Here is a 19,608-nt window from a genome sequence, read left to right as displayed (position 1 = left end):
GATTGTGCTATTTAGGATATATTTAAAAAAATAAATAGAGAAGTTAAATTGATTTTTGACTTAGCTTGAATTCCATAAAAGGGGAGATTCTGTTAGTGGAAAAAGATAAATGGCAAACAAAATGGCCTGAACGAATTAGTTATGGACTGAGTGATGCAGCGGATAATCTCGTTTTTCAGGTAATGACAACATATCTTCTTTATTTTTATACGGATGTCTATGGTTTAAATTCAGGAGCAGTAGCGGTTTTATTTGTTATTGCTAGGGTAGCTGATGTAGTTGGAAGTATCGTTGTAGGTATCATGATTGATAATACACATTCAAGATTTGGAAAAAGCAGGCCTTTCTTCTTGTGGTATGCAGTACCATATGTTGTCTTTGCAATTTTGACATTTGCAACGCCGAACTTTTCCGAGCAAGGTAAGTTGATTTGGGCATATGTTACCTATCTTGGACTAGGTTTCTTTTATACGACAGTTAATTCACCAATAACATCTGTATTACCGACAATGACACAAAATTCACGTGAAATAACCCTCTTAGGAGTTGTTCGTCAATTCGGAGGGAGTGCTGGGCAGATTATTGTTTCTGTATTTACAGTGCCTTTAGTAGCTCTTTTTGGCGGTGGTAATGAACGTATAGGTTTTTTATGGACAATTATTTTATTCGGAGTCATCTCATTAATATTAATTTTAAATACTTTTTTTCAGATACGTGAAAGATTTACGATTAAAGAAATTGCACATCAACCAATATCTAAGGTACTAGCAATGTTGAAGAAAAATACGCCATGGATAGTCTTGTCTGTAGTTATATTGTTGTTTTGGCTGGTTACAGGCATTAAAAATCAAACAACGATATACTATTTCAAATATGTTTGGAATGATGCCGATTTAGTTCCGTGGGCAAGTAGTTTTACTTTTTCATCATTGATTGGCGTGATGCTGATAATCAGATTGACCATTAAGCATGATAAAAAGAAAGTTATGACTTTGGGAATGATTACGGCAATAATCGGACAACTTATCCTAGCAGGTGGTGTATACCTCAGTCAGTTATTTATTATTTTTGGAGGAATCCTTATAAACTCTATTGGTAATGGAATTATTGTTGGATTGGTCTCTATTATGATTGCAGATACTATTCGTTATGGAGCAGTGCTGGGAATTCAAGCAGAGGGGGTCCTTTCGTCTGCCAATATATTAGGTGTCAACCTAGGCCTAGGTTTGAGTGGGTTAATCACTGCAGGATTGTTTGATATTGCAGGATATGTTCCAAATGCTAAGCAAAATCTAGCAACTTTAAAGATGATAAATATGAATTATGTCTGGATACCACTTATCATCTATATTTTGATGATTATTGTTTTACGTTTTTACAACGAAACCAAATTACAAAAAGGCATTAATTCTGATAAATGAGTAGAAAATATAGAGGAGCTGGGTCAAAATTAATTTTGATTCAGTTCCTCTATTTATTTTGTATAAACGTGTTTCATAAGTCAAAATTCCCCGGCTAACTTCGAATTACTCATAGCAAAGTACTCAAATTTTCCCGACTTTGTACTGCCTTAAAAAAGTTGGACATGTTTGTTTTAATTATTAGTTAGATACTGTTTACGATATTCGACTGGAGTTAATCCGTGACGCTTAAGTGAAATTCGCTGGTTATTATACCAAGCAACATAATGTTCCACTAATGTACTTAGTTCACTGAGCGAAGTAACCTTAATGCGCCTTAAACATTCACGTTTAAGCATACTGAAAAAGCTCTCAACTGGGGCATTGTCTAAACAATTTCCCTTACGAGACATGCTTTGAATGAAATGATGATGTCTTAGTTTAGCTTGATAATTGGTCATTTGATATTGCCATCCTTGATCAGAGTGTAGAATTGGTTTAGTGGTTGCGGGAATTTTTTTAATGACTGTTTCAAGGGTTTGATCGATCAAAACACGATTGGGTGTTGAACTAACTTTAGCGGCTAAAACTTCATTACTAGCCTCATCAATAACTGTCGAAATATAACCCCATTTTCCACACGTAAGTTTAAACTGACTGACGTCAGTATGCAAAACAGTATATGGTTTATGGGCCTTGAATTGTTGCTTGAGCAAGTTAGGTACCACCTGTCCAACATGACCATGATATGAGTTGTACCGCCCAGAATGTTTTGAAAAAAGAGTAACTTTCAGACCCATAGAAAACATAATTTTACGAACAGTTTCTAGACAAAGTTTAACATGATGCTGTTTTAAAACAAATCTCATGCGACGATAACCATAAGTTTGATGAGAGCGGGCAAATTCTTGCCGAATAATTTGTTTAACCTGACGATATTTATCAGGCCGGTTTAGACAAGCTAAATGATAGTAATACGTCGAACGCGCAAGTCCCGCAACTTTTAAGAGCGTAATAAAGGGATAATCACGCCGCAATTCGTTAATTGTTTTAACTTTTAGTGCTGTTTTTTGTTTCGAATTACGGCATCCAATTTTTTTAGATAAACATTCTCAATTTTAGTATAGGAAAGTTCCTGTTCTAAATGTCTGATTTGTTTTTGTTGTCTCTCTATTAACTGTTGTTCGGTCTTTTTCTTGGATGTTTCTTTCTTTTTCTTAACCATCTTGGGTCGTCCTATCTTAGATGAAATTACGGCTTTAATTCCAAATTGCCGCATTAATTTAAGCCAATTATAAACGACTGTGTGGCTGATATCAAAGTGGATGGCTGTTTTTTGAATACTGGTAGAATGGTTCAAGTAATAGGTAATAACCGCTACCTTGAAATCATTAGAATAGTGTCGGCGTTTAAGCTGTTTAAGACCGGTAGGGCCAAAAGCTTTATAACGCGACACCCAAATTACTAATGGAGTATCACTCGGCATCTTATATTTCAGACACAGTGTGTGGAGTGAATTTTCACCATTTAAATATTCTTTAACTACTTTCAACTTAAAGCTGTAGGTATAATTACGTGTCAAAAAAGCACCTCCAAAACTTGATTTACATGTCCAAGTTTTGTAAGGCACTTCACTTATGGCACACTCCCTTTTTTATAAAACGAAAGATACAAGCATAGTAGTTGCCAAAGAATATTATATGTGTTACTTTATAAATAACAAGTTGTGATTTTAAAAAATACAGGAGGGTTTCAATATGAAATATGGAGTTACAGCAGCGACAGGTAAGTTTGGCAAAAGAGCAGTTGAATATTTGACTGAATTAGTAGATAAAGAAAATATTGTGGCTTTAGTTCGTAACACAAAGAAAGCTGAAAAGATTTTACCGACAGGGATTGAAATCCGTCAGGCAGATTATACTGATGAAGAGGGCTTGGAAAAAGCATTTGCAGGAATTGGACGCTTACTCTTCATTTCCTCAGTTCCAGGGGGAAGTTATCCCCGTGATAAGCAGCATTTGAATGTTGTCCAAGCAGCACAAAACGCAGGGGTGAATTTTGTTGCATACACGAGTTTTCCTCATGCAGATCAAGCCAAAAGTTTATTGGCATCAGATCATAAAATTACTGAAAAAGCATTAACTGAAAGTGGAATAAAACATGCCTTTTTAAGAAATAATTGGTATTTGGAGAATCAGGCAGATCTTATAAAGGGAGCATTGGCAGGTCATCCATTCCAATATTCAGCTGGTGAAGGACGTGTTGGCTGGGCTCTTGAACGAGAATATGCTGAAGCAGCAGCAAAAGTTTTGGTAACAGATGTTCCCAAGACAGTGTATGAATTTGCTGGTAATTCACTTTCTTTTGCAGATCTTGCTAAAGCCAGTCGCGGGTGTTTCTAAAAGACAATTTAAAGTTGAATCTTTGTCTGAGACTGAGTATCGTGACGAGCTAAATAAGGCAGGATTACAAAATGCTGCAGATATTATCATAATGATTCAGGATTTGATCAAAGAAGGAGAACTGACTGAGAATGATCGTGACTTGGTTGATACTCTTGGTAGAGAACTTACACCTTTAAAGGAGGCTTTATTAGAGATATAATGTTCTCCTAGTATGAGAGAGGAGATAATATGAAGTATTCTCACAAATTAAGCGATGCGGTGCATATTATGGCATATATTGAAATCTGTAAGGGGCAAATTTTGTCGAGCGGGGAAATTGCTAAAAGTATTAATTCTAATCCGAGTCTTGTGAGGAGATTGATGATGTATTTGACACGTGATGGACTTTTGGTGACGCAAAAAGGAATAGCCCAGCCTGTTTTGGCTAAAGCTAGCAGTGAGATTTCATTATTTGATATCTATAGTGCAATTGCAGATGATCATAATTTACTTCATGTTGATGACAAGACTAATCTAAATTGTATTGTTGGTGGAAATATTCAAGATGTTTTGCAGATGGAATATACTAAAGTACAGAGTGCAGCAGAGTCAGAAATGAAGAAGATCTCATTGGAAAGTATTATAGAAGGAATTTTGGTAGAAAGTAATTCTAGCAGTAGATGAAAACGCACATAGTTTAATAATGAGGAGATCGCCCAAAAAATAAATTTTGGTTTGTCTCCTCATTGTTTTGATTACAGATGTTTTCACAAAACAAGTATATCGGTTATTTCGAACTAGACTAAAATGTGATACTTCGATTTTAAGTGTTAGTCAAATTATTGATGTTAGAACTGGTTTTAAAGTGTTACTTCTTAAATAAAATGGAAACTCACTTTTTCTTTCAATGATAATAGTTGAAGAAAAAGTGAGTTTTTTGTTTGTTATTAAAAGTCTTCATTATGTAATTTGGGGATTAAAAAAAGTAAGTAAGAAACCGATAACATTCTTTATATGTGTAAGTTTAGGGCATAATAAGAGAATTTATGGAGGTTTTTTATGAAAAGAAAAGCAAGCATTGGAACTATTATGGCTATTATTTTAGTGGTTGCAGTTATGATTCCCGCATTTGTAATTACTACAAGTTCATATATCCAGACAAAGAATCTTTTGGTTTCTAGAAACAACATCAGTAAAAAAAGTGCAATAAATATTTTAATAACAGCTAAACAAAATCTGCATGCAAACGTTGAACAAGAACTTAAAAACCTAGCTTATCTGGAAGTCTTTAAGTCAAAGTTTAATAATAAAAACATCAACCAAACTTTGAAGGCAGTAAAGGTTGGAAATGGTGATATTAAGAAAATTACTTTTGCAGATTCAAAAGGCGATAAAAGTCTTTTAAAGAAAGCATGGTATAAGGGTGGGGTAGAAAATAGCGGCGGAATTTATTGGACTGCCCCATATAGAAACAGTGCAGGTGATTATATTGCAACGGCTTCAATTGCAATACATAATAATGAAGGACAATCTGGAGTTTTAGCAATAGATACATCATATACAGGAATACAAAATACTGCGATGGGAATTAAGGTTGGTAGAACAGGAAGTGCAACGTTAATATCAAGAAATGGCCGTGTGGTAGCAAACAGTAATATAGGTGCAAAGGATGGTTTGCAACTGGGACAAAATATCGATAGAACTGAAATTTATAAAAAAATAAAAAATTCCAAAAAATTACGAGGAACAGTTTCCATCAAAGGAACAAACAAGATTAACGAAATCTATTTTGACAAAATAACGGCTGATAGTTCTACTTGGGTCTTTTCTAGGGTGGGGAAAAATGACCTGAATAAGGAGCTGGGTTCTTTAATATTCACAGCTATTTGGGTTATTGCTATTACGTTAATTATTGTGGTATTGATCTCGTTACTTGCAAGTAAGATGATGGGATTGTTAGTTAATAAGTTTAGTGGTTACTTCATAAAGGCTGGCCAAGGAGAACTTACACTGATAAGTGAGAAACCTAGCAAAAAAGCTGATTGGTTGGATAGAATTGCTCACTTCATTTTGAAGCCAAATGAAAAAGGTAATGAGATTAATAGGATTACTGCGTTATATAATAAAATGATTTTGTCCATAAGCGAACTTATCAATCAAGTTAAAAAGGAAACAAGGGTGGTTGCTCAAAAATCAAATTTACTTGCAGAGTTGGGAGATCAAACTAATAAGGCAACTGAAGAAGTTGCACAAACAATAACAGGTATAGCGGAAGTAACCGGTGTTCAAGCACAAGAAACGGAAAACAGCGTAACAAAGTTACAAAAACTTTCGCAGATTACTAATGGGCTGAGTGGTAATGTTGAAGAAATGACCAAGGAATCAAAAGAAGCTGCTGAGTTGAACAATGATAATATTAAAATCTCCCAAAACGTTGAACAAAATTGGAAAAATGAATTGGTAAAGATGGAAAATCTGAATCAAACAGTTGAGAGCCTTGACGCTAACATTCAAAATGTTAATAAGATAATTGGTGTTATAGATGGAATTTCACATCAAACTAATTTGTTGGCGTTAAATGCTTCAATAGAGGCTGCTAGTGTTGGTGAGAAGGGAAAAGGCTTTGCAGTAGTGGCAACAGAAATCCGCAAACTTTCTGAAAAAACAAAAGATTCAACTAAAGAGATAGAAAGAATAATCCAGAAGATTACAAATCAATCTGCTGATATGGTAAGTCAAACGGCTGCTTCTGTCGCTGGTGGGCAAAAGCAAACAAAATTGATTGAGGATGCAATCGATTCTTCGCAAGAAGTGTTCAAAAAAAGTGGGAAACTGTTGGAAAAAATTATTGAAGTCGAAGAATATAGTAAAAGAATCAAAAAAGTTCAAAAAGAGGTATTGGAAAAATTAGAAGGAGTTGCATCATCTACAGAAGAAAATGCAGCTGGGACGGAAGAAGTTTCTGCAAATTCTGAAGAAGTTTTGGCTACAATGACAGAATTCACAAGAAATATAGCTGATTTGAAGGAAGTTTCTGCAGTTTTAGAACATGGGACAGAGAAATTTAGAACTGAGAAATAAAAATTAAAATCAGTATGATTTTTTTGAATCGAATAAAATAGGATATTTTTGCTATGGAACGCCAGATTGAAATTCATTTTTGATCTAGCGTTTTTATTGACTCCATATGTAATTAGTGTAAACAAAAAGACAATATAAAGTCGAGATAATTGAATATTTTGTTACGAGTAATTCAAGGTTAGACGGAGAATTTTGAATTATGGAATACACTTTACTCAAATTAAATAGGGGACTGAATCAAAAATTAATTTTTGACTCAATCCCCTATACTTAGATTGTTTAATAATTTTGTGATGTTTTTTCAACTATTATCTCTACACGACGGTTATTGGAACGACCGGATGCAGTTGCATTTGTGTCTTTGGGCTTATTTGCACCATAGGCTTGAATTGAAATATTATCCTCATTGAAAACATTATTTCCTACGAAAAAATTCATTACTGAGATTGCACGAGCAGAACTAAGTTCCCAATTAGATTTGTAAACAGAAGTTGATTTTAAAGGTTGGTCATCGGTATAACCAGCAATGATAATAGGATTTGTACTAACAGCTTTAAGTGGATCAAGCAATGAAGTTAATAAATTTTGTGTACTTTGCGAGAGAGTTGCACTACCAGAGTCAAACAAAATATTGCTATTTATAACAATATGCAAATCATTGCTTTTTATGTATACAGAGACACTATTAGATAATCCAGAATTTTGAAGATTCGAAGCTAATTGTTGCTTGATAACTTCTAGTTGATCTGTCGATTGGGAGCTACTCGAGGATGAACTCTCAAGTGAAGAGGCAGAACTTAAAGCAGAACCTTGAGTTTTATTTTTTTCACCAATGGTTACGATAGAATTTGACGATTGGTGTGTTGAGAGCAACGTACCAAACTCTGATTTGAATTCTTGGAATTTAGTATTATCAACTTTGGCCATTGCAAACAAAACAATAAATAATGCTAATAAAAGCGTTAGCATATCAGAATACGGCAGTAACCATCCCTCGTCAATATGTTCTTCATTCTTCTTTCTTTTTTTCATTAGCAGAATCCTTTTTATCGTCTGATTTCTTTTCACTAGTAAGACTGTATAGTTTCTTTTCAATACTGCTGGCTGAAGCTCCAGATTGAATTGCAATAACTCCTTCAAGAATCAAGGTGAGGTGCTCAATCTCCTTTTCGGATTTGACAAGTAGTCTTGAATTGAATGGAATTAAAATTACATAACCAAAGAAAATACCATACAAGGTTGCAACGAAAGCTGAGGAAATAGAAGTACCTAAGGCATTGACGTTATTAAGATTACCCAATGCACCGATTAACCCAATTACGGCACCTAAAACTCCGAGTGTTGGGGATGTAGTTCCAGCGGTTTTGAAAATACCAGCGCTTTTTCTGTGGCGCTCATCCATTCCTTCAATTTCATTTTCCATTATTTCTCTAATTTGTTTTTCTCCTAGACCATCTATAACCATCTCTAACCCTTGTTCCAGGAATGCATTATCTAATTTTTCTCTTTGTGACTCTAAAGCAAGAAGACCATCTCGACGAGCAATATTTGACAAGTCAACAATTTCTGAAATGAGTTTTTGATTGTCGAATTTTTTAACCTTGATTAAAATACCCAACATCTTAGGAACTTTCTTTAATTCACTAGATGGATAACTATTTATAACAGCAGCTATTATACCAACAAAAATAACGAGCATAGCTTCGGGATTTAGTAGTACAGCGATGCTTGCTCCCTTTAAAATCATACCCACTGTTATGGCAATGAAGCCAAGTATGATACCGATTAGTAGAAAAAAATCCATTGAAAGTGTGCCTCCTGATTAAATAATAGAATCGACTCTATATATTTATATCGGCTAAGTTATCAAAAATTTAATACGGAAAAAATCGATAAAAAGATACGCATAAATAATGATTTATTTTGATTACAGTTGTAATGATAAAATAAATGGACAATATATTATGCTTAAATTAAATAATAATGATACCATAATTTTTAATTATATAAATATATTATATTATTCATTTTTTAAAATTAATTAAAAATGATTATCTTATGAATCGTTATAATAGCAATAACTGAGAGTGTAAAGAAATCAATAATATATTGCTAACTGGTAACATAAAATGTATAATTTTGTTATTAAATAAGTAAAAAAACATTAAGAAATGTGAGTGGTTTTTGATGGATATTTCAAATTTGTTAAAGAATTCATTGGATGCATCAGCTCTTAGATCTGAGACCATATCGTCCAATATTGCAAATGTAAATACAAGTGACTATAAGGCGAAACGTGTAGAATTTGAGAATCAATTATCATCAGCGTTAGGTTTAACCACAACGAATAAGAATCATATTGGGGTAGACTCTGCAAATCAGGCTCGTGTAACAACTGATAACACAACTTCTGTTGATAAAAATGGTAACAATGTTGACCTAGATGTCGAAATGGTTAATCAGTCAACGAATGAGCTCTATTATAGTTCTGTGGTGTCGCAACTGAATGGTCGCTATCAAATGCTTAATTATGTACTTAATAATTAACTTAAATTGGGGGAATAAAGTGGATGAGTGTATTTAACGGATTAGAAATAAATGCCAGTGGGCTGGCTTTAGAAAGATTAAAACTGGATACTATATCAACTAATATTGCCAATGTAAATACAACACGTACGGCAGAAGGTGGTCCATATAAGAGTAAGACTGTGCAATTCAGTGAAAGTTTGAAGAATGCACAATCCGCGGGTGATACAAGCCAGGGATCGCAAATGAGTTATGGGGTAAAAGTTACAGGGATATCTCAGGATACGACAGACAAAGTAGAATATGATCCTACGAATGCTGACGCAGATCAAAATGGTTATGTACATATGTCAAACGTTAATTTATCAGACCAAATGGTTAACATGATTCAGGCTATGAGAACGTATGAGGCTAATACCTCTTCCGCAGAGTCTAATAAAGACATTTTAAAGAAGGCACTAGAGATATCTAAGAGTTAGGGGGAATAAAATGGTGGGAATTAGTGGAGTAAGTAATTTAAATAATTACAGTGATTCTGTACAAAAAATGACAGGCTTGACCAGCCAAACAAGTAAGTTAGATGATGATTCACAAAATGGGAAGTCATTTAGTGATTATTTGACGACTGCATTATCGTCTGTCAGTCAAAATATGTCTAATATGGATAAAAGTTCAGCAGGTATGATTTCTGGTAGCAACAGTAATTTGGGAGATGTAATGATCAAGATGACTGAAGCGCAACTTTCTTTAGAGACAGCTGTTCAGGTTCGTAATAAGTGCATTGATGCTTACAATGACATAAAAAATATGCAATTCTAATTTTGGGGACAGCATTATGCGGAGGGGAAAGACTAAGTGTTGGAGAGAATTAAAGCTTTTTTAGCAAGATGTGGGGAAATATGGCAAGGCCAGAGCCGAGTCAAAAAGGTAGCTTGGATATCTTCGCTGGTCAGTTTGCTAATTGTTATCGGAATTGTTACATATCTAACTACAAGGATACAATATGGTGTTTTATTTACAGATTTAAGTGATGCGGATGCAGGCAGTGTTGTCGAAACACTGAAGAGTGAAGATATTCCTTATAAATTGGGAGACAGCGGAAAAACAATCTTGATACCACAAGATAAGGTAGATCAAACAAGAATTGACTTGGCTGTGGATAATAAGCTTCCAGACAGTTCTACAGGATTTGAGTTATTTGACAATACAAGTGTTATGACAACTGATGAAGATCGTAAAGTTATGTATCAACGGGCAGTAACGGGTGAGTTAGAGAGAGCCATTGAATCACTTAATGAGGTGCAAAAGGCCAAAGTAATGTTGGTAATGCCTAGTCAGAGTGTATTTAGTGATAGTGGTAATGCAAAAAAGGCTAAAGCATCGATTGTGCTGACATTAAAAAGTGGGGGGATTTCTGGTGAAACGGTACAGGGAATTCGTTCGCTAACAACTGGTGCGGTAGAAGGGCTTACGCAAGACAATGTCAAAATTGTCGATGATAATGGAAACCTCCTGACTAGCTCTGGCGGAAGTAATTCGTCTAGTGGATACAATACTAAATATATGCGAATAAAAAAAGCATATGAGTCAACGATGGAAAAAAAGGTTAAAAAACTTCTCGCACCCATATATGGTACAAATAAAATTCGAGTTTCGATTGATTTGAATTTGAATTTTGACTCGATAGAAAATAAATCAACAAAATACAGTAATCCTAATATTAGGAGTGAAGAAGAACAGACTACAGGTAACGGTTCAGCAGCGAGCGGTGAATCGGCTAATAGTGCCACTAATGCAACTGCCTCATCAAGCAGTTCAGGAGATGGTTCTTATAGTCGGACAGTAAACAACGAATTGGACACCCAGGTCACTAAGACGATTAATGCTCCAGGTGCTATCAACAGGATGACAACTTCAGTTGTAGTGGATGGTAGTCTTTCACAAACTGACCAAGAACAGATTCAAAATGTCATCCAATCGGCTATTGGTTATAACCAGGGACGTGGTGACACGATTAACATTCAAGGAATTGATTTTGCTAGAAAAAATAAAACAAGTAGCTCTAAAACAAAGAAAAAGACAAGTAAGAGTAATTTTATTTGGGTATACGTTGTTGGCGCAGTTGGAGTTTTGATTGTCATTGGTGCCGTTGTATTTACAATTATGCGGATTAGAAAAAATAGGGATACTGAATACTACGATGACTATGATGTTACCGCCGAAGAAGAAAGCCAAAAATTAAATAATAATCTTACAGATCCTGTCGAAGAAGAGGTCAAACCAAAGACTGATTTAGAGAAGAGAAAGAAAAAAGTGACTGAGGATGAAAACGCGAAGAAATTTGCAGGAGAACACCCTGAAGTTGTTGCCGAATTAATAAAAGCATGGATGAAAGAAAAATAATGGGGGAAGAGTAATTATGGATTCAATAGAGGGTATTAAAAAAGCAGCAGTTTTGTTGATTTCTCTAGGTTCCGAGACATCAGCTAAAATAATGAAATTACTCCCTGATAGTTTCATCCAGAAAGTCAGTTATGAAATTGCCAATACAGAAGTTGTTAGCCCTGAGGAACGATCTGATGTACTTAAAGAATTTATTGCAACAGCGGATGCAAGACAATATGTTATTGATGGGGGAATAGATTATGCTAGAGATCTCTTGAAGCAAGCGCTAGGACCTCAAAGAGCAAAAGAAGTAATTGATTTACTGAACCAAATTAAGTTAAAAGAAAAGCCTTTTGAAATTGCTAGAAAAGCTGACACAGCACAACTGACAAGGCTTTTACAAGAAGAAAACCCACAAATAATTGCAATGATAATGTGCTATATTCAGCCAGACAAGGCAGCAGAAATGTTAGCACATTTTTCTGCTGAATTACAGGTTGAAGTTGCAGAAAGAATTGGTACACTTGGGAGTGTTTCACCCAGAATTATTAAAAAAATTGAACATATAATGGAGAATAAGTTTTCAACAACAGTGGAAAATGATACTGAAAATATTGGTGGAGTTCATTCATTAGTTGAAATTCTTAATTCTGTTAGTCGAGGAACTGAAAAGAATATTCTTTCTGACTTAGAGAAGAGACAACCTGAGCTTTCACAAGAAGTTAAAGCTAGCCTCTTCACGTTTGATGACATCATTAGTTTGGGTAGTAAAGACGTTCAGAAAGTCTTACGTGACGTTGATAATACTGACTTATCGTTGGCACTTAAGGGTGCTGCAGACTCAATTCGTGATTTCATTTTTGGAAACCTTTCTAGTCGAGCTGTTGAAAATCTGAAGGAAGAGATTGAATTTATGGGACCTACTCGTCTTTCTGCCGTTGAAGAAGCACAGCAGAAGATTGTGGGAGTTATTCGTAGATTGGATGAAACCGGTGAGATTTATATAGAAAGAGGCGAGCAAGATGCAGTTATCGAATAAAAATCTTGTTAAAAGTAACGCAATTTCAAGCTCTAAAGAGACAAGAAAAATTATTACAAAAATGCCTGAAGTACGAAAAATTTCAAATACGGAAACTAATTTGGGACAGATAGGAAACCAACAGCGTGAAAGCTTGGAAGTTTTAAAAAATACGATCATTGAAAGTGCCAAAGTAGAAGCTAACAAAATCAGAGATACGGCGTATACAGCGGGAGAAAAAGAGGGATTTGAAAAGGGATATCAAGACGGAAAAAATGAAGGCCAAAAGGTAGCGGATGGTATAATAGAAAAAGCGCAACAAGCCTATCAAGATGTAGCCACAGATATTAGTCTTTATGAGCATGATAAGCGCAAAGAACTTTTTAAATTTGCAGTTGAAATGGCTGAAGTAATTTTAAAACACAGGATAGACGAAGATGCTAATGAGTTATTGGCCTTAGTAGAACCAATCTTTTTTAAGTTAGAAAAACCAGATCAAACGTTCATAATACATGCTAATGAGCGTTATCATGATTTAATTGTGGAAAAAATGGAAGAAAAAAGAAGTGAAGTTAGCAGATTAAGATACACAATCATTAATGATTCAAAAATGGGGTTGTATGAAATTAATATTGAATCCAGTGATTCATTGGAAACCTTTGATTTAGAGAATGAACTGAAAAAGTATGTGGCTAGTATTGAGGAGTCTACAAATGAGCTTTGAAATGCCGTTTGAACAATATTTAAACCGAGCTAAAAAGAATGAATTCTTTTCAAGTTTTGGCAAAGTGAGCGAAGTAGTTGGATTAACCATTCGTGTCACAGGAATAGATGTTTTTATTGGGGAAATTTGTGAAATTAAAAATAAAAATAGCGAAAAAGTAACATTAACAGAAGTTGTTGGTTTTATAAAAAAGACAGTTTTGTTAATGCCATTGGATGAGCTTGGTGGCATTGGTCCTGGGTCACTAGTAAGAGCAACTGGTAAGAGCCTGACAATTAAGGTTGGAAATTCTCTACTAGGACATACATTAGATGGACTTGGAAGAATTATGGGAGGTGATGCAGATATTACTGATGATGATCAACTTCTTGAGTACCCTGTAATGAGAGAGTCCCCTGCACCATTTAAGCGCAAGAATATTGATACTATTTTGAGCACCGGTGTGAGAGCAATTGATGGAATGCTGACAGTTGGTGAGGGTCAGCGAATGGGAGTATTTGCAGGTAGTGGTGTCGGCAAGAGTACACTGCTAGGGATGATTGCAAAATATTGTCAAGCAGACGTAATTGTGATTGGACTTATTGGTGAGCGAGGTAGAGAAGTTAAGGAATTTATCGAAAAAGACCTAGGAGATAAAGGATATGCAAAGTCAGTGGTTGTCTGTGCTACTTCAGATATGCCACCTTTAGTTAGATTAAAAGGTGCATACGTGGCAACGGCCATTGCAGAATATTTTAGAGACCAGGGTAAAAAAGTTGTTTTAATGATGGATTCAGTCACACGCTTTGCGATGGCGCAACGGGAAATTGGATTGTCAATTGGCGAGCCACCAACTACAAAGGGATACACACCTTCAGTTTTTGCAACACTTCCTAAACTCTTGGAAAGAAGTGGAATGGCGGAAAATGGTTCAATTACGGCATTTTATACCGTCCTGGTTGAAGGGGACGATATGAATGAACCAATTGCTGATTCAGTCCGCGGAATTCTTGATGGACATATTGTTTTATCTAGAAAAATTGCAAGTAAGAATCATTATCCAGCGATTTCAATCCAAGACAGCCTAAGCAGATTAATGAAATCATTGATTACAAAAGAACATGAAAATGATGCTAAAGAATTGCGAGAAAATATCACTGTTTATGCAGATGCAAAAGATTTAATTGATATTGGGGCTTATAAGAATGGAGCAAATCCAGTCATTGATTATGCAGTCTCCTTACATCATCCAATCGAAGACTTTTTATGCCAGTCTGTAGATGAATATGAAACTTTTGCTGAGACAGAAGGGAAACTGCATCAGTTATTTGAGCAGTATAACCTATAGAAAGTCGAGAGGAAAATGGGGAAATTTAATTTTACACTGGAGAAACTGCTTGATTTTAGAAGAGAGAATGAAGATAGCCTAAAACAAGAATACACGACCTTGGTGTCTGAATTGTCTTTGAAAGAAAGAAAAATTAATGAGTTATTATCAGAGAAAAAGAGTTTGATGTATTCAATTGAACCGACAGTTGGAAGAATGCAAATTCAAAGAAATTATTTAGATGAAATTAACCAGCAGGTAAACAGATTAAGATTAGAATCATTGGAGTTGCAAAAAGGGCTTGCTGAATTATTGGAACGATTAGTTGGGGCACAACAAGAGCGTAAAGTTTTAGAGAAACTTGAAACGAAACAAAAAGATGAATTTGATCTCAGATTAGCACATGAAGAACAAAAAGAATTAGATGAGTTTGCAAATCGCAGAATTTTGAAAGGAGGTGAGAATTATGGATAGCACATTGATAAATAGTCGGCAATCAGCAACAACTAATATTGCGAACGTTGAAAAAATAAGCTCATATGGCGCAGAAAGTAATTTAACAGGATCTGCGACACATTTTATTAATCTCTTACAACAGAAATTAATTAGCAAAACAACAGTAGATGACACTAGTGAATCTGATTCTAGCGGTGAAGACTCAACCGATGCAAAAGAATCTCAAGATAAGCAAGATGCAAGCATGGATGAGCAAGTAGAAAAAGATAAATTGGGAAACAGGAATGATATGTTGAACAGCCCTACAACTGAAATTTCTGTTGCACAAGAAGAAAATACTATGAATTCTATGGTGCAAGCAAGAAATAACATAGTATCAACGAAGATAGAATCAACTGTTCAAACTGAACCAATAAGTAATGTTAGTTTTATGGATAATGAAGAAACAACACAAAATAAGGGTTCTTTGGTAGGCAACCTGCAAAGCGTTACCCCAGAAATTGGAAAACTAGACGGTGCTGAGAGTACTTTAACCACAAATTCAATCGAAAATCAAACTGGAGATACAAAGATACGAGATATAAAAAATAAACCAGTGTTTACGGGTAAGATTGATGAGACAACACTAAATACTCAGAATTTTGTGGTCAGCGAGAGTTCAAAGAAGAGTACGGGTATGCCAAATATTACTTCTAATGTTTCTGATAAAAAGCCGCCAACACTAGATACAATTTCTGCGGTAGGCAACCTGCAAAGCGTCATTCCAGAAATTGGAAAACTAGACGGCCTTGAGAGTACCATAATCACAAATTCAATTGAACTCCAAACTGGCGATACAAAGATACAGGATATAAAAGGTAAATCAGTGTTTATGAGTAAGATTGATGAGCCAACGGTAAATACCCAGAATTTTGTGGTCAGCGAGAGTTCAAAGAAGAGTACGGATACGCCAAATATTACTTCTAATGTTTCTGATAAAAAGCCGCCAACACTAGATACAATTTCTGCGGTAGGCAACCTGCAAAGCGTCATTCCAGAAATTGGAAAACTAGACGGCCTTGAGAGTACCATAATCACAAATTCAATTGAACTCCAAACTGGCGATACAAAGATACAGGATATAAAGAGTAAGTCAATATTTACGCCAGAGACCAGTAAAGCACTATTGAATAAGCAAGAAGAAAGTAACAGTACGCTAACAGAGACAAAGGCATTTGAGAATATAACAGGAATTCAAATGGCTAATTTGATGGTTGAGAAGAGTAATAGCACGAATGAAAATGCTGATTTTACGATCAAAGTTAATGATTCTACGACTGTTTTGCAAGATAAGACAGCCACAAGTATTGTCAAAACATTGGTGAGTGGAGAAAGTAAGCAGGTTACAGTCCAATTGGAACCAGGAAATCTTGGAAAAATTGAGATATCACTCCAATCAACTGCAAAAGAAGTAAGTCTTAATTTTAAATTGACATCAAGCCATGCTAAGTCACTTATTAGTGGAATAGCAACACAATTGGAACAGGTATTAAATAATCAAATAGCGGCAGATAAGACAGCTAATGATAAAGTAACAATGCATCAAACGCCTGCAAGTAGTTTAGATGGCGCACAGTTTTCATTTGGGCAACATCAATTTGGTCAACAGGCAAATCAAAATATGACTAAGTCAAGACTTAATGAGCAATATCGTAACAATAAAATTGGACAAGATGAAGTAATTGCGAAGAAACAAGATAACGTGCAACGAAATGAAAAAAATATTATTAGTATTCTAGCTTGAAGGAGAGATAAACATGAGTTATGACTATACACAAGCTATTCCATCAGTTGGAATATCTACAGAATATAGTGGTTCAACAAGTAAAACGAATCTATCTATGGACGATTTTTTGAAGATTATGTCCGCTGCCATGAAGAATCCGTCAATTGGCAGTGATTCGTCGAGTGGAAGCAGTAGTAGTGGTACAGATTATGTTTCTCAAATGGCTCAGTTTGCCTCATTGGACCAATTGAATAATATTGGAAAAAGGCTGACTACGACAGTTATGGGGATGCAACAAAATGAGGCGTTTTCGTTATTAGGAAAGAATGTACAATTGGCTGATGGAAGTACAACCGTTAGTGGAAAAGTAGACAAGGTTAAATTTTCAAATGGATATGCCACCCTGGTAGTAAAAGGAAATGAATACCAAATGGGTGCATTGACGGAAGTGGATAATGATACAACGAATTGATGGAACTAGTAATAGTTTCACTGGAATAAACAACAGCCGAGTAAAAAATAATTCAACTGAAAATAACGAAAATTTTTCAAAAATACTTGCGCAAAAGCAAGATCAAGTGAAGATATCAAAGCATGCACGGCAAAGATTGAGCGCACGCAATTTAGATTTACAAAATAGCGATTTGTCCCATATAGGACAAGCGATGAATGAACTTAACGAAAAGGGAAGTAAAGATTCGTTGTTGCTCTACAAAGATATGGGACTAATTGCAAATGTTCAAAATAGAACGATTATTACTGCTATGAATGTTAATGAGATAAATACAGTAACAAATATAGACAGTACAAAATTTGTAAAATAATAGGCTGGACCTTACGAGGAAGCCTAAATAACTCTCTGACTGATTGAGGAGAGTTCAACTTATAGGGGGAATTAAAATGTTAAAATCACTTTATTCTGGAGTTAGTGGCATGAAGGGCTTTCAAACTAAAATGGATGTAATTTCTGATAATATTGCCAATGTAAATACCATGGGTTTCAAATCAAGCCGTGTTATCTTTGAAGATTTGATGAGCCAAAATATGTCTAATTCAGCAGCTGCATCTAATAATTTAGGTGGGACAAATGCAAAGCAAATTGGACTTGGAGTAAAACCTGGTTCGATTGATAAGGATACTTCAGCAGGTTCACCACAGTCAACGGGACGGACTCTTGATTTTTATATAAATGGTGGTGGATACTTCGTTGTTCAAAATGAAAATGGTGAGGATCTATACACGAGAGATGGGGCATTCTCTAGAGATAACCAAGGAAGCCTGACAACTAGTGATGGATTGAAAGTTATGGGACGAGCAGCAACAACACCATTAACAGAATATACGGATGGAACTAATACAGATAGTGCACTTGCAGCATCAGGAAGCTTATCTGGATTGACAATTCCAAGTACGATTACAGTTAATGGTAAGACACTCAATTATGATTCTGTATCGGTTGATCAAAGTGGACTTATTATTGGTAAATATGGTAGTCAAAATTTTGTACTGGGAAAGCTTTCACTGGCTACCTTTAATAACGCTGCTGGGCTTGAGAATGTTGGTGGAAATAACTATGCGGTTTCATCAAATTCAGGAGCAGCTATCATAGCAAATCCTGGTGACACAGGTACAGGTACCGTTAACGCGGGTGAACTAGAGATGTCAAATGTTGATTTATCTAGTGAATTTACAGAAATGATTGTTGCAAACAGAGCTTATCAAGCAAATGCAAAAACGATTACTACATCAGATGAAATGTTGCAAACATTGATTAACTTGAAACAGTCATAATAGTCAGCAATCTTTTACGTGATATTAGGGGGATAAGGTTTGATTGAATTAATTGGCCTAAATGGGAAAAGCTTTTTCTTGAATGCAGATTTAATTTTCAAAATCGAAGAAACACCAGATACGATAATCACGCTCATAGATGACAGAAATCTAATTGTAAAAAATAGTGCAGTTGAAGTAAAAGAACTAATAATAGAATATAGGAGAAAAATTCTTGCGAATTCAGAGAACTTAAACTCCATTAGTGAGGAGAGGTAAAAGTTACTCATGGCAAAAGAAAAAAGTGAGAAAACAGGGAAAAAATGGTTTTTATGGATATTGATATTAATTTTGGTAGCAACGAGTGGGGGAGTAGTTGGTACAATCGTTACGCCGAAGATAATGAGTGCGTTAGGTTCAAATAAAACAGCGACAGTTAAGAAGCAGGCTAAAACAGTTGTTTCAGGCAAGCAAAAGATTGTTCCAGTTAAGAAGTTTGTAATTAATTTGACTAATGAAGATGGCTCCAATAGCACACAGTATGCACAAATTACCTTATCATTTTTGGTCGCAAATACAGATCAAAAAGCTAAACTTAAGAAAAATGTTGCGGTTGTTAGGGACAGTGTCATAAATGTGATTAGACAAAAGAAAGCAAGCGACATTCTGGGTTCTTCAGATAGCTTGGCAGGACTAAAGACCCAATTACGAGACACTATTAATAAAGCATATGGAGCCAAGATTATAGACGATGTGTTTATTACAGATTTAGTTATTCAATAGAAAAGAGAAA

At 35.2% G+C, this 19,608-nt stretch carries 21 protein-coding genes and 1 pseudogene; 18 read left to right on the top strand and 4 right to left on the bottom strand.

Features of this window, described 5'->3' with window-relative positions; all coding sequences use genetic code 11:
- The first annotated feature begins 95 nt into the window (after positions 1 to 95).
- Entirely contained in the window at positions 96 to 1,421 is a 1,326-nt protein-coding gene (locus G6O70_RS02145) for an MFS transporter (protein ID WP_057870463.1), read from the top strand.
- A 173-nt stretch (positions 1,422 to 1,594) separates the two neighbouring features.
- Here G6O70_RS02145 and G6O70_RS02140 read toward each other — a convergent pair whose 3' ends face one another.
- Together G6O70_RS02140 and G6O70_RS02135 are read right to left on the bottom strand one after the other, a co-directional pair.
- Positions 1,595 to 2,437 carry an IS3 family transposase gene (locus tag G6O70_RS02140; protein WP_219934266.1) on the bottom strand — a complete coding sequence of 281 codons (843 nt, stop codon included), beginning with the start codon at positions 2,435 to 2,437 and terminating at the stop codon, positions 1,595 to 1,597.
- A gap of 20 nt (positions 2,438 to 2,457) precedes the next feature.
- Positions 2,458 to 2,982 carry a helix-turn-helix domain-containing protein gene (locus G6O70_RS02135; RefSeq protein WP_219934265.1) on the bottom strand — a complete coding sequence of 175 codons (525 nt, stop codon included), beginning with the start codon at positions 2,980 to 2,982 and terminating at the stop codon, positions 2,458 to 2,460.
- A gap of 175 nt (positions 2,983 to 3,157) precedes the next feature.
- On the opposite strand from G6O70_RS02135, the pseudogene G6O70_RS02130 reads away from it, so the two are divergent.
- The 3 genes and pseudogenes from G6O70_RS02130 (at position 3,158) to G6O70_RS02120 (ending at position 6,865) form a co-directional block, all read left to right on the top strand.
- Positions 3,158 to 4,004, top strand: a pseudogene (locus G6O70_RS02130) (SDR family oxidoreductase).
- A gap of 29 nt (positions 4,005 to 4,033) precedes the next feature.
- Positions 4,034 to 4,468, top strand: a complete 435-nt coding sequence (locus tag G6O70_RS02125) for an Rrf2 family transcriptional regulator (protein WP_057870187.1) — start codon at positions 4,034 to 4,036, stop codon at positions 4,466 to 4,468.
- 375 nt (positions 4,469 to 4,843) lie between these two features.
- Positions 4,844 to 6,865 carry a methyl-accepting chemotaxis protein gene (locus tag G6O70_RS02120; RefSeq protein ID WP_057870188.1) on the top strand — a complete coding sequence of 674 codons (2,022 nt, stop codon included), beginning with the start codon at positions 4,844 to 4,846 and terminating at the stop codon, positions 6,863 to 6,865.
- Positions 6,866 to 7,144: 279 nt separating this feature from the next.
- On the opposite strand, the gene G6O70_RS02115 is transcribed toward G6O70_RS02120, so the two are convergent.
- Positions 7,145 to 7,897: an OmpA/MotB family protein gene (locus tag G6O70_RS02115; protein WP_057870189.1), complete on the bottom strand. Its 753-nt coding sequence runs from the start codon at positions 7,895 to 7,897 to the stop codon at positions 7,145 to 7,147.
- The gene (locus G6O70_RS02110; RefSeq protein ID WP_057870190.1) at positions 7,875 to 8,669 is read right to left on the bottom strand and encodes a MotA/TolQ/ExbB proton channel family protein; all 795 of its coding nucleotides are present in this window, start codon (positions 8,667 to 8,669) and stop codon (positions 7,875 to 7,877) included. Before G6O70_RS02110 ends, G6O70_RS02115 begins: the two co-directional genes overlap by 23 nt.
- A gap of 383 nt (positions 8,670 to 9,052) precedes the next feature.
- On the opposite strand from G6O70_RS02110, the gene flgB reads away from it, so the two are divergent.
- From flgB to G6O70_RS02040, 14 genes are all read left to right on the top strand, one after another.
- A complete protein-coding gene (gene flgB / locus G6O70_RS02105; RefSeq protein WP_057870191.1) occupies positions 9,053 to 9,412 on the top strand; it encodes a flagellar basal body rod protein FlgB in 360 nt (119 codons plus the stop codon).
- A gap of 23 nt (positions 9,413 to 9,435) precedes the next feature.
- Positions 9,436 to 9,870, top strand: a complete 435-nt coding sequence (gene flgC / locus G6O70_RS02100) for a flagellar basal body rod protein FlgC (RefSeq protein ID WP_057870192.1) — start codon at positions 9,436 to 9,438, stop codon at positions 9,868 to 9,870.
- Between the two features lie 10 nt (positions 9,871 to 9,880).
- The gene (gene fliE, locus G6O70_RS02095; RefSeq protein ID WP_057870193.1) at positions 9,881 to 10,210 is read left to right on the top strand and encodes a flagellar hook-basal body complex protein FliE; all 330 of its coding nucleotides are present in this window, start codon (positions 9,881 to 9,883) and stop codon (positions 10,208 to 10,210) included.
- Between the two features lie 36 nt (positions 10,211 to 10,246).
- Positions 10,247 to 11,794 (top strand): flagellar basal-body MS-ring/collar protein FliF, encoded by a 1,548-nt coding sequence (gene fliF / locus G6O70_RS02090; RefSeq protein WP_057870194.1) that lies wholly within the window; start codon positions 10,247 to 10,249, stop codon positions 11,792 to 11,794.
- 16 nt (positions 11,795 to 11,810) lie between these two features.
- On the top strand, positions 11,811 to 12,815 hold the full coding sequence (fliG, locus tag G6O70_RS02085) for a flagellar motor switch protein FliG (RefSeq protein ID WP_057870195.1): 1,005 nt from the start codon (positions 11,811 to 11,813) through the stop codon (positions 12,813 to 12,815).
- A complete protein-coding gene (locus tag G6O70_RS02080; protein ID WP_057870196.1) occupies positions 12,799 to 13,518 on the top strand; it encodes a FliH/SctL family protein in 720 nt (239 codons plus the stop codon). The genes fliG and G6O70_RS02080 overlap by 17 nt, the downstream gene beginning before the upstream one ends.
- Complete coding sequence (locus G6O70_RS02075) at positions 13,508 to 14,845, top strand: FliI/YscN family ATPase (RefSeq protein ID WP_057870197.1); 1,338 nt, start codon at positions 13,508 to 13,510, stop codon at positions 14,843 to 14,845. Before G6O70_RS02080 ends, G6O70_RS02075 begins: the two co-directional genes overlap by 11 nt.
- Positions 14,846 to 14,860: 15 nt before the next feature.
- On the top strand, positions 14,861 to 15,298 hold the full coding sequence (fliJ, locus tag G6O70_RS02070) for a flagellar export protein FliJ (protein WP_057870198.1): 438 nt from the start codon (positions 14,861 to 14,863) through the stop codon (positions 15,296 to 15,298).
- A complete protein-coding gene (locus tag G6O70_RS02065; RefSeq protein ID WP_219934292.1) occupies positions 15,291 to 17,063 on the top strand; it encodes a flagellar hook-length control protein FliK in 1,773 nt (590 codons plus the stop codon). Before fliJ ends, G6O70_RS02065 begins: the two co-directional genes overlap by 8 nt.
- 13 nt (positions 17,064 to 17,076) lie before the next feature.
- Positions 17,077 to 17,517: a flagellar hook capping FlgD N-terminal domain-containing protein gene (locus tag G6O70_RS02060; RefSeq protein WP_057870028.1), complete on the top strand. Its 441-nt coding sequence runs from the start codon at positions 17,077 to 17,079 to the stop codon at positions 17,515 to 17,517.
- Positions 17,501 to 17,869, top strand: a complete 369-nt coding sequence (locus G6O70_RS02055) for a flagellar protein (protein ID WP_057870027.1) — start codon at positions 17,501 to 17,503, stop codon at positions 17,867 to 17,869. Before G6O70_RS02060 ends, G6O70_RS02055 begins: the two co-directional genes overlap by 17 nt.
- A gap of 76 nt (positions 17,870 to 17,945) precedes the next feature.
- Entirely contained in the window at positions 17,946 to 18,836 is an 891-nt protein-coding gene (locus G6O70_RS02050; protein ID WP_057870026.1) for a flagellar hook-basal body complex protein, read from the top strand.
- A gap of 39 nt (positions 18,837 to 18,875) precedes the next feature.
- Entirely contained in the window at positions 18,876 to 19,094 is a 219-nt protein-coding gene (locus tag G6O70_RS02045) for a flagellar FlbD family protein (RefSeq protein ID WP_057870025.1), read from the top strand.
- Between the two features lie 9 nt (positions 19,095 to 19,103).
- Entirely contained in the window at positions 19,104 to 19,598 is a 495-nt protein-coding gene (locus tag G6O70_RS02040; RefSeq protein WP_057870024.1) for a flagellar basal body-associated FliL family protein, read from the top strand.
- Positions 19,599 to 19,608 lie beyond the last annotated feature (10 nt).

The sequence above is a fragment of the Liquorilactobacillus hordei DSM 19519 genome, assembly GCF_019443985.1.
Classification (GTDB): Bacteria; Bacillota; Bacilli; order Lactobacillales; family Lactobacillaceae; genus Liquorilactobacillus; species Liquorilactobacillus hordei.
The sequence above is the reverse complement of the archived record's forward strand: the minus strand, read 5'-3'. Positions and strand labels throughout refer to the sequence as shown.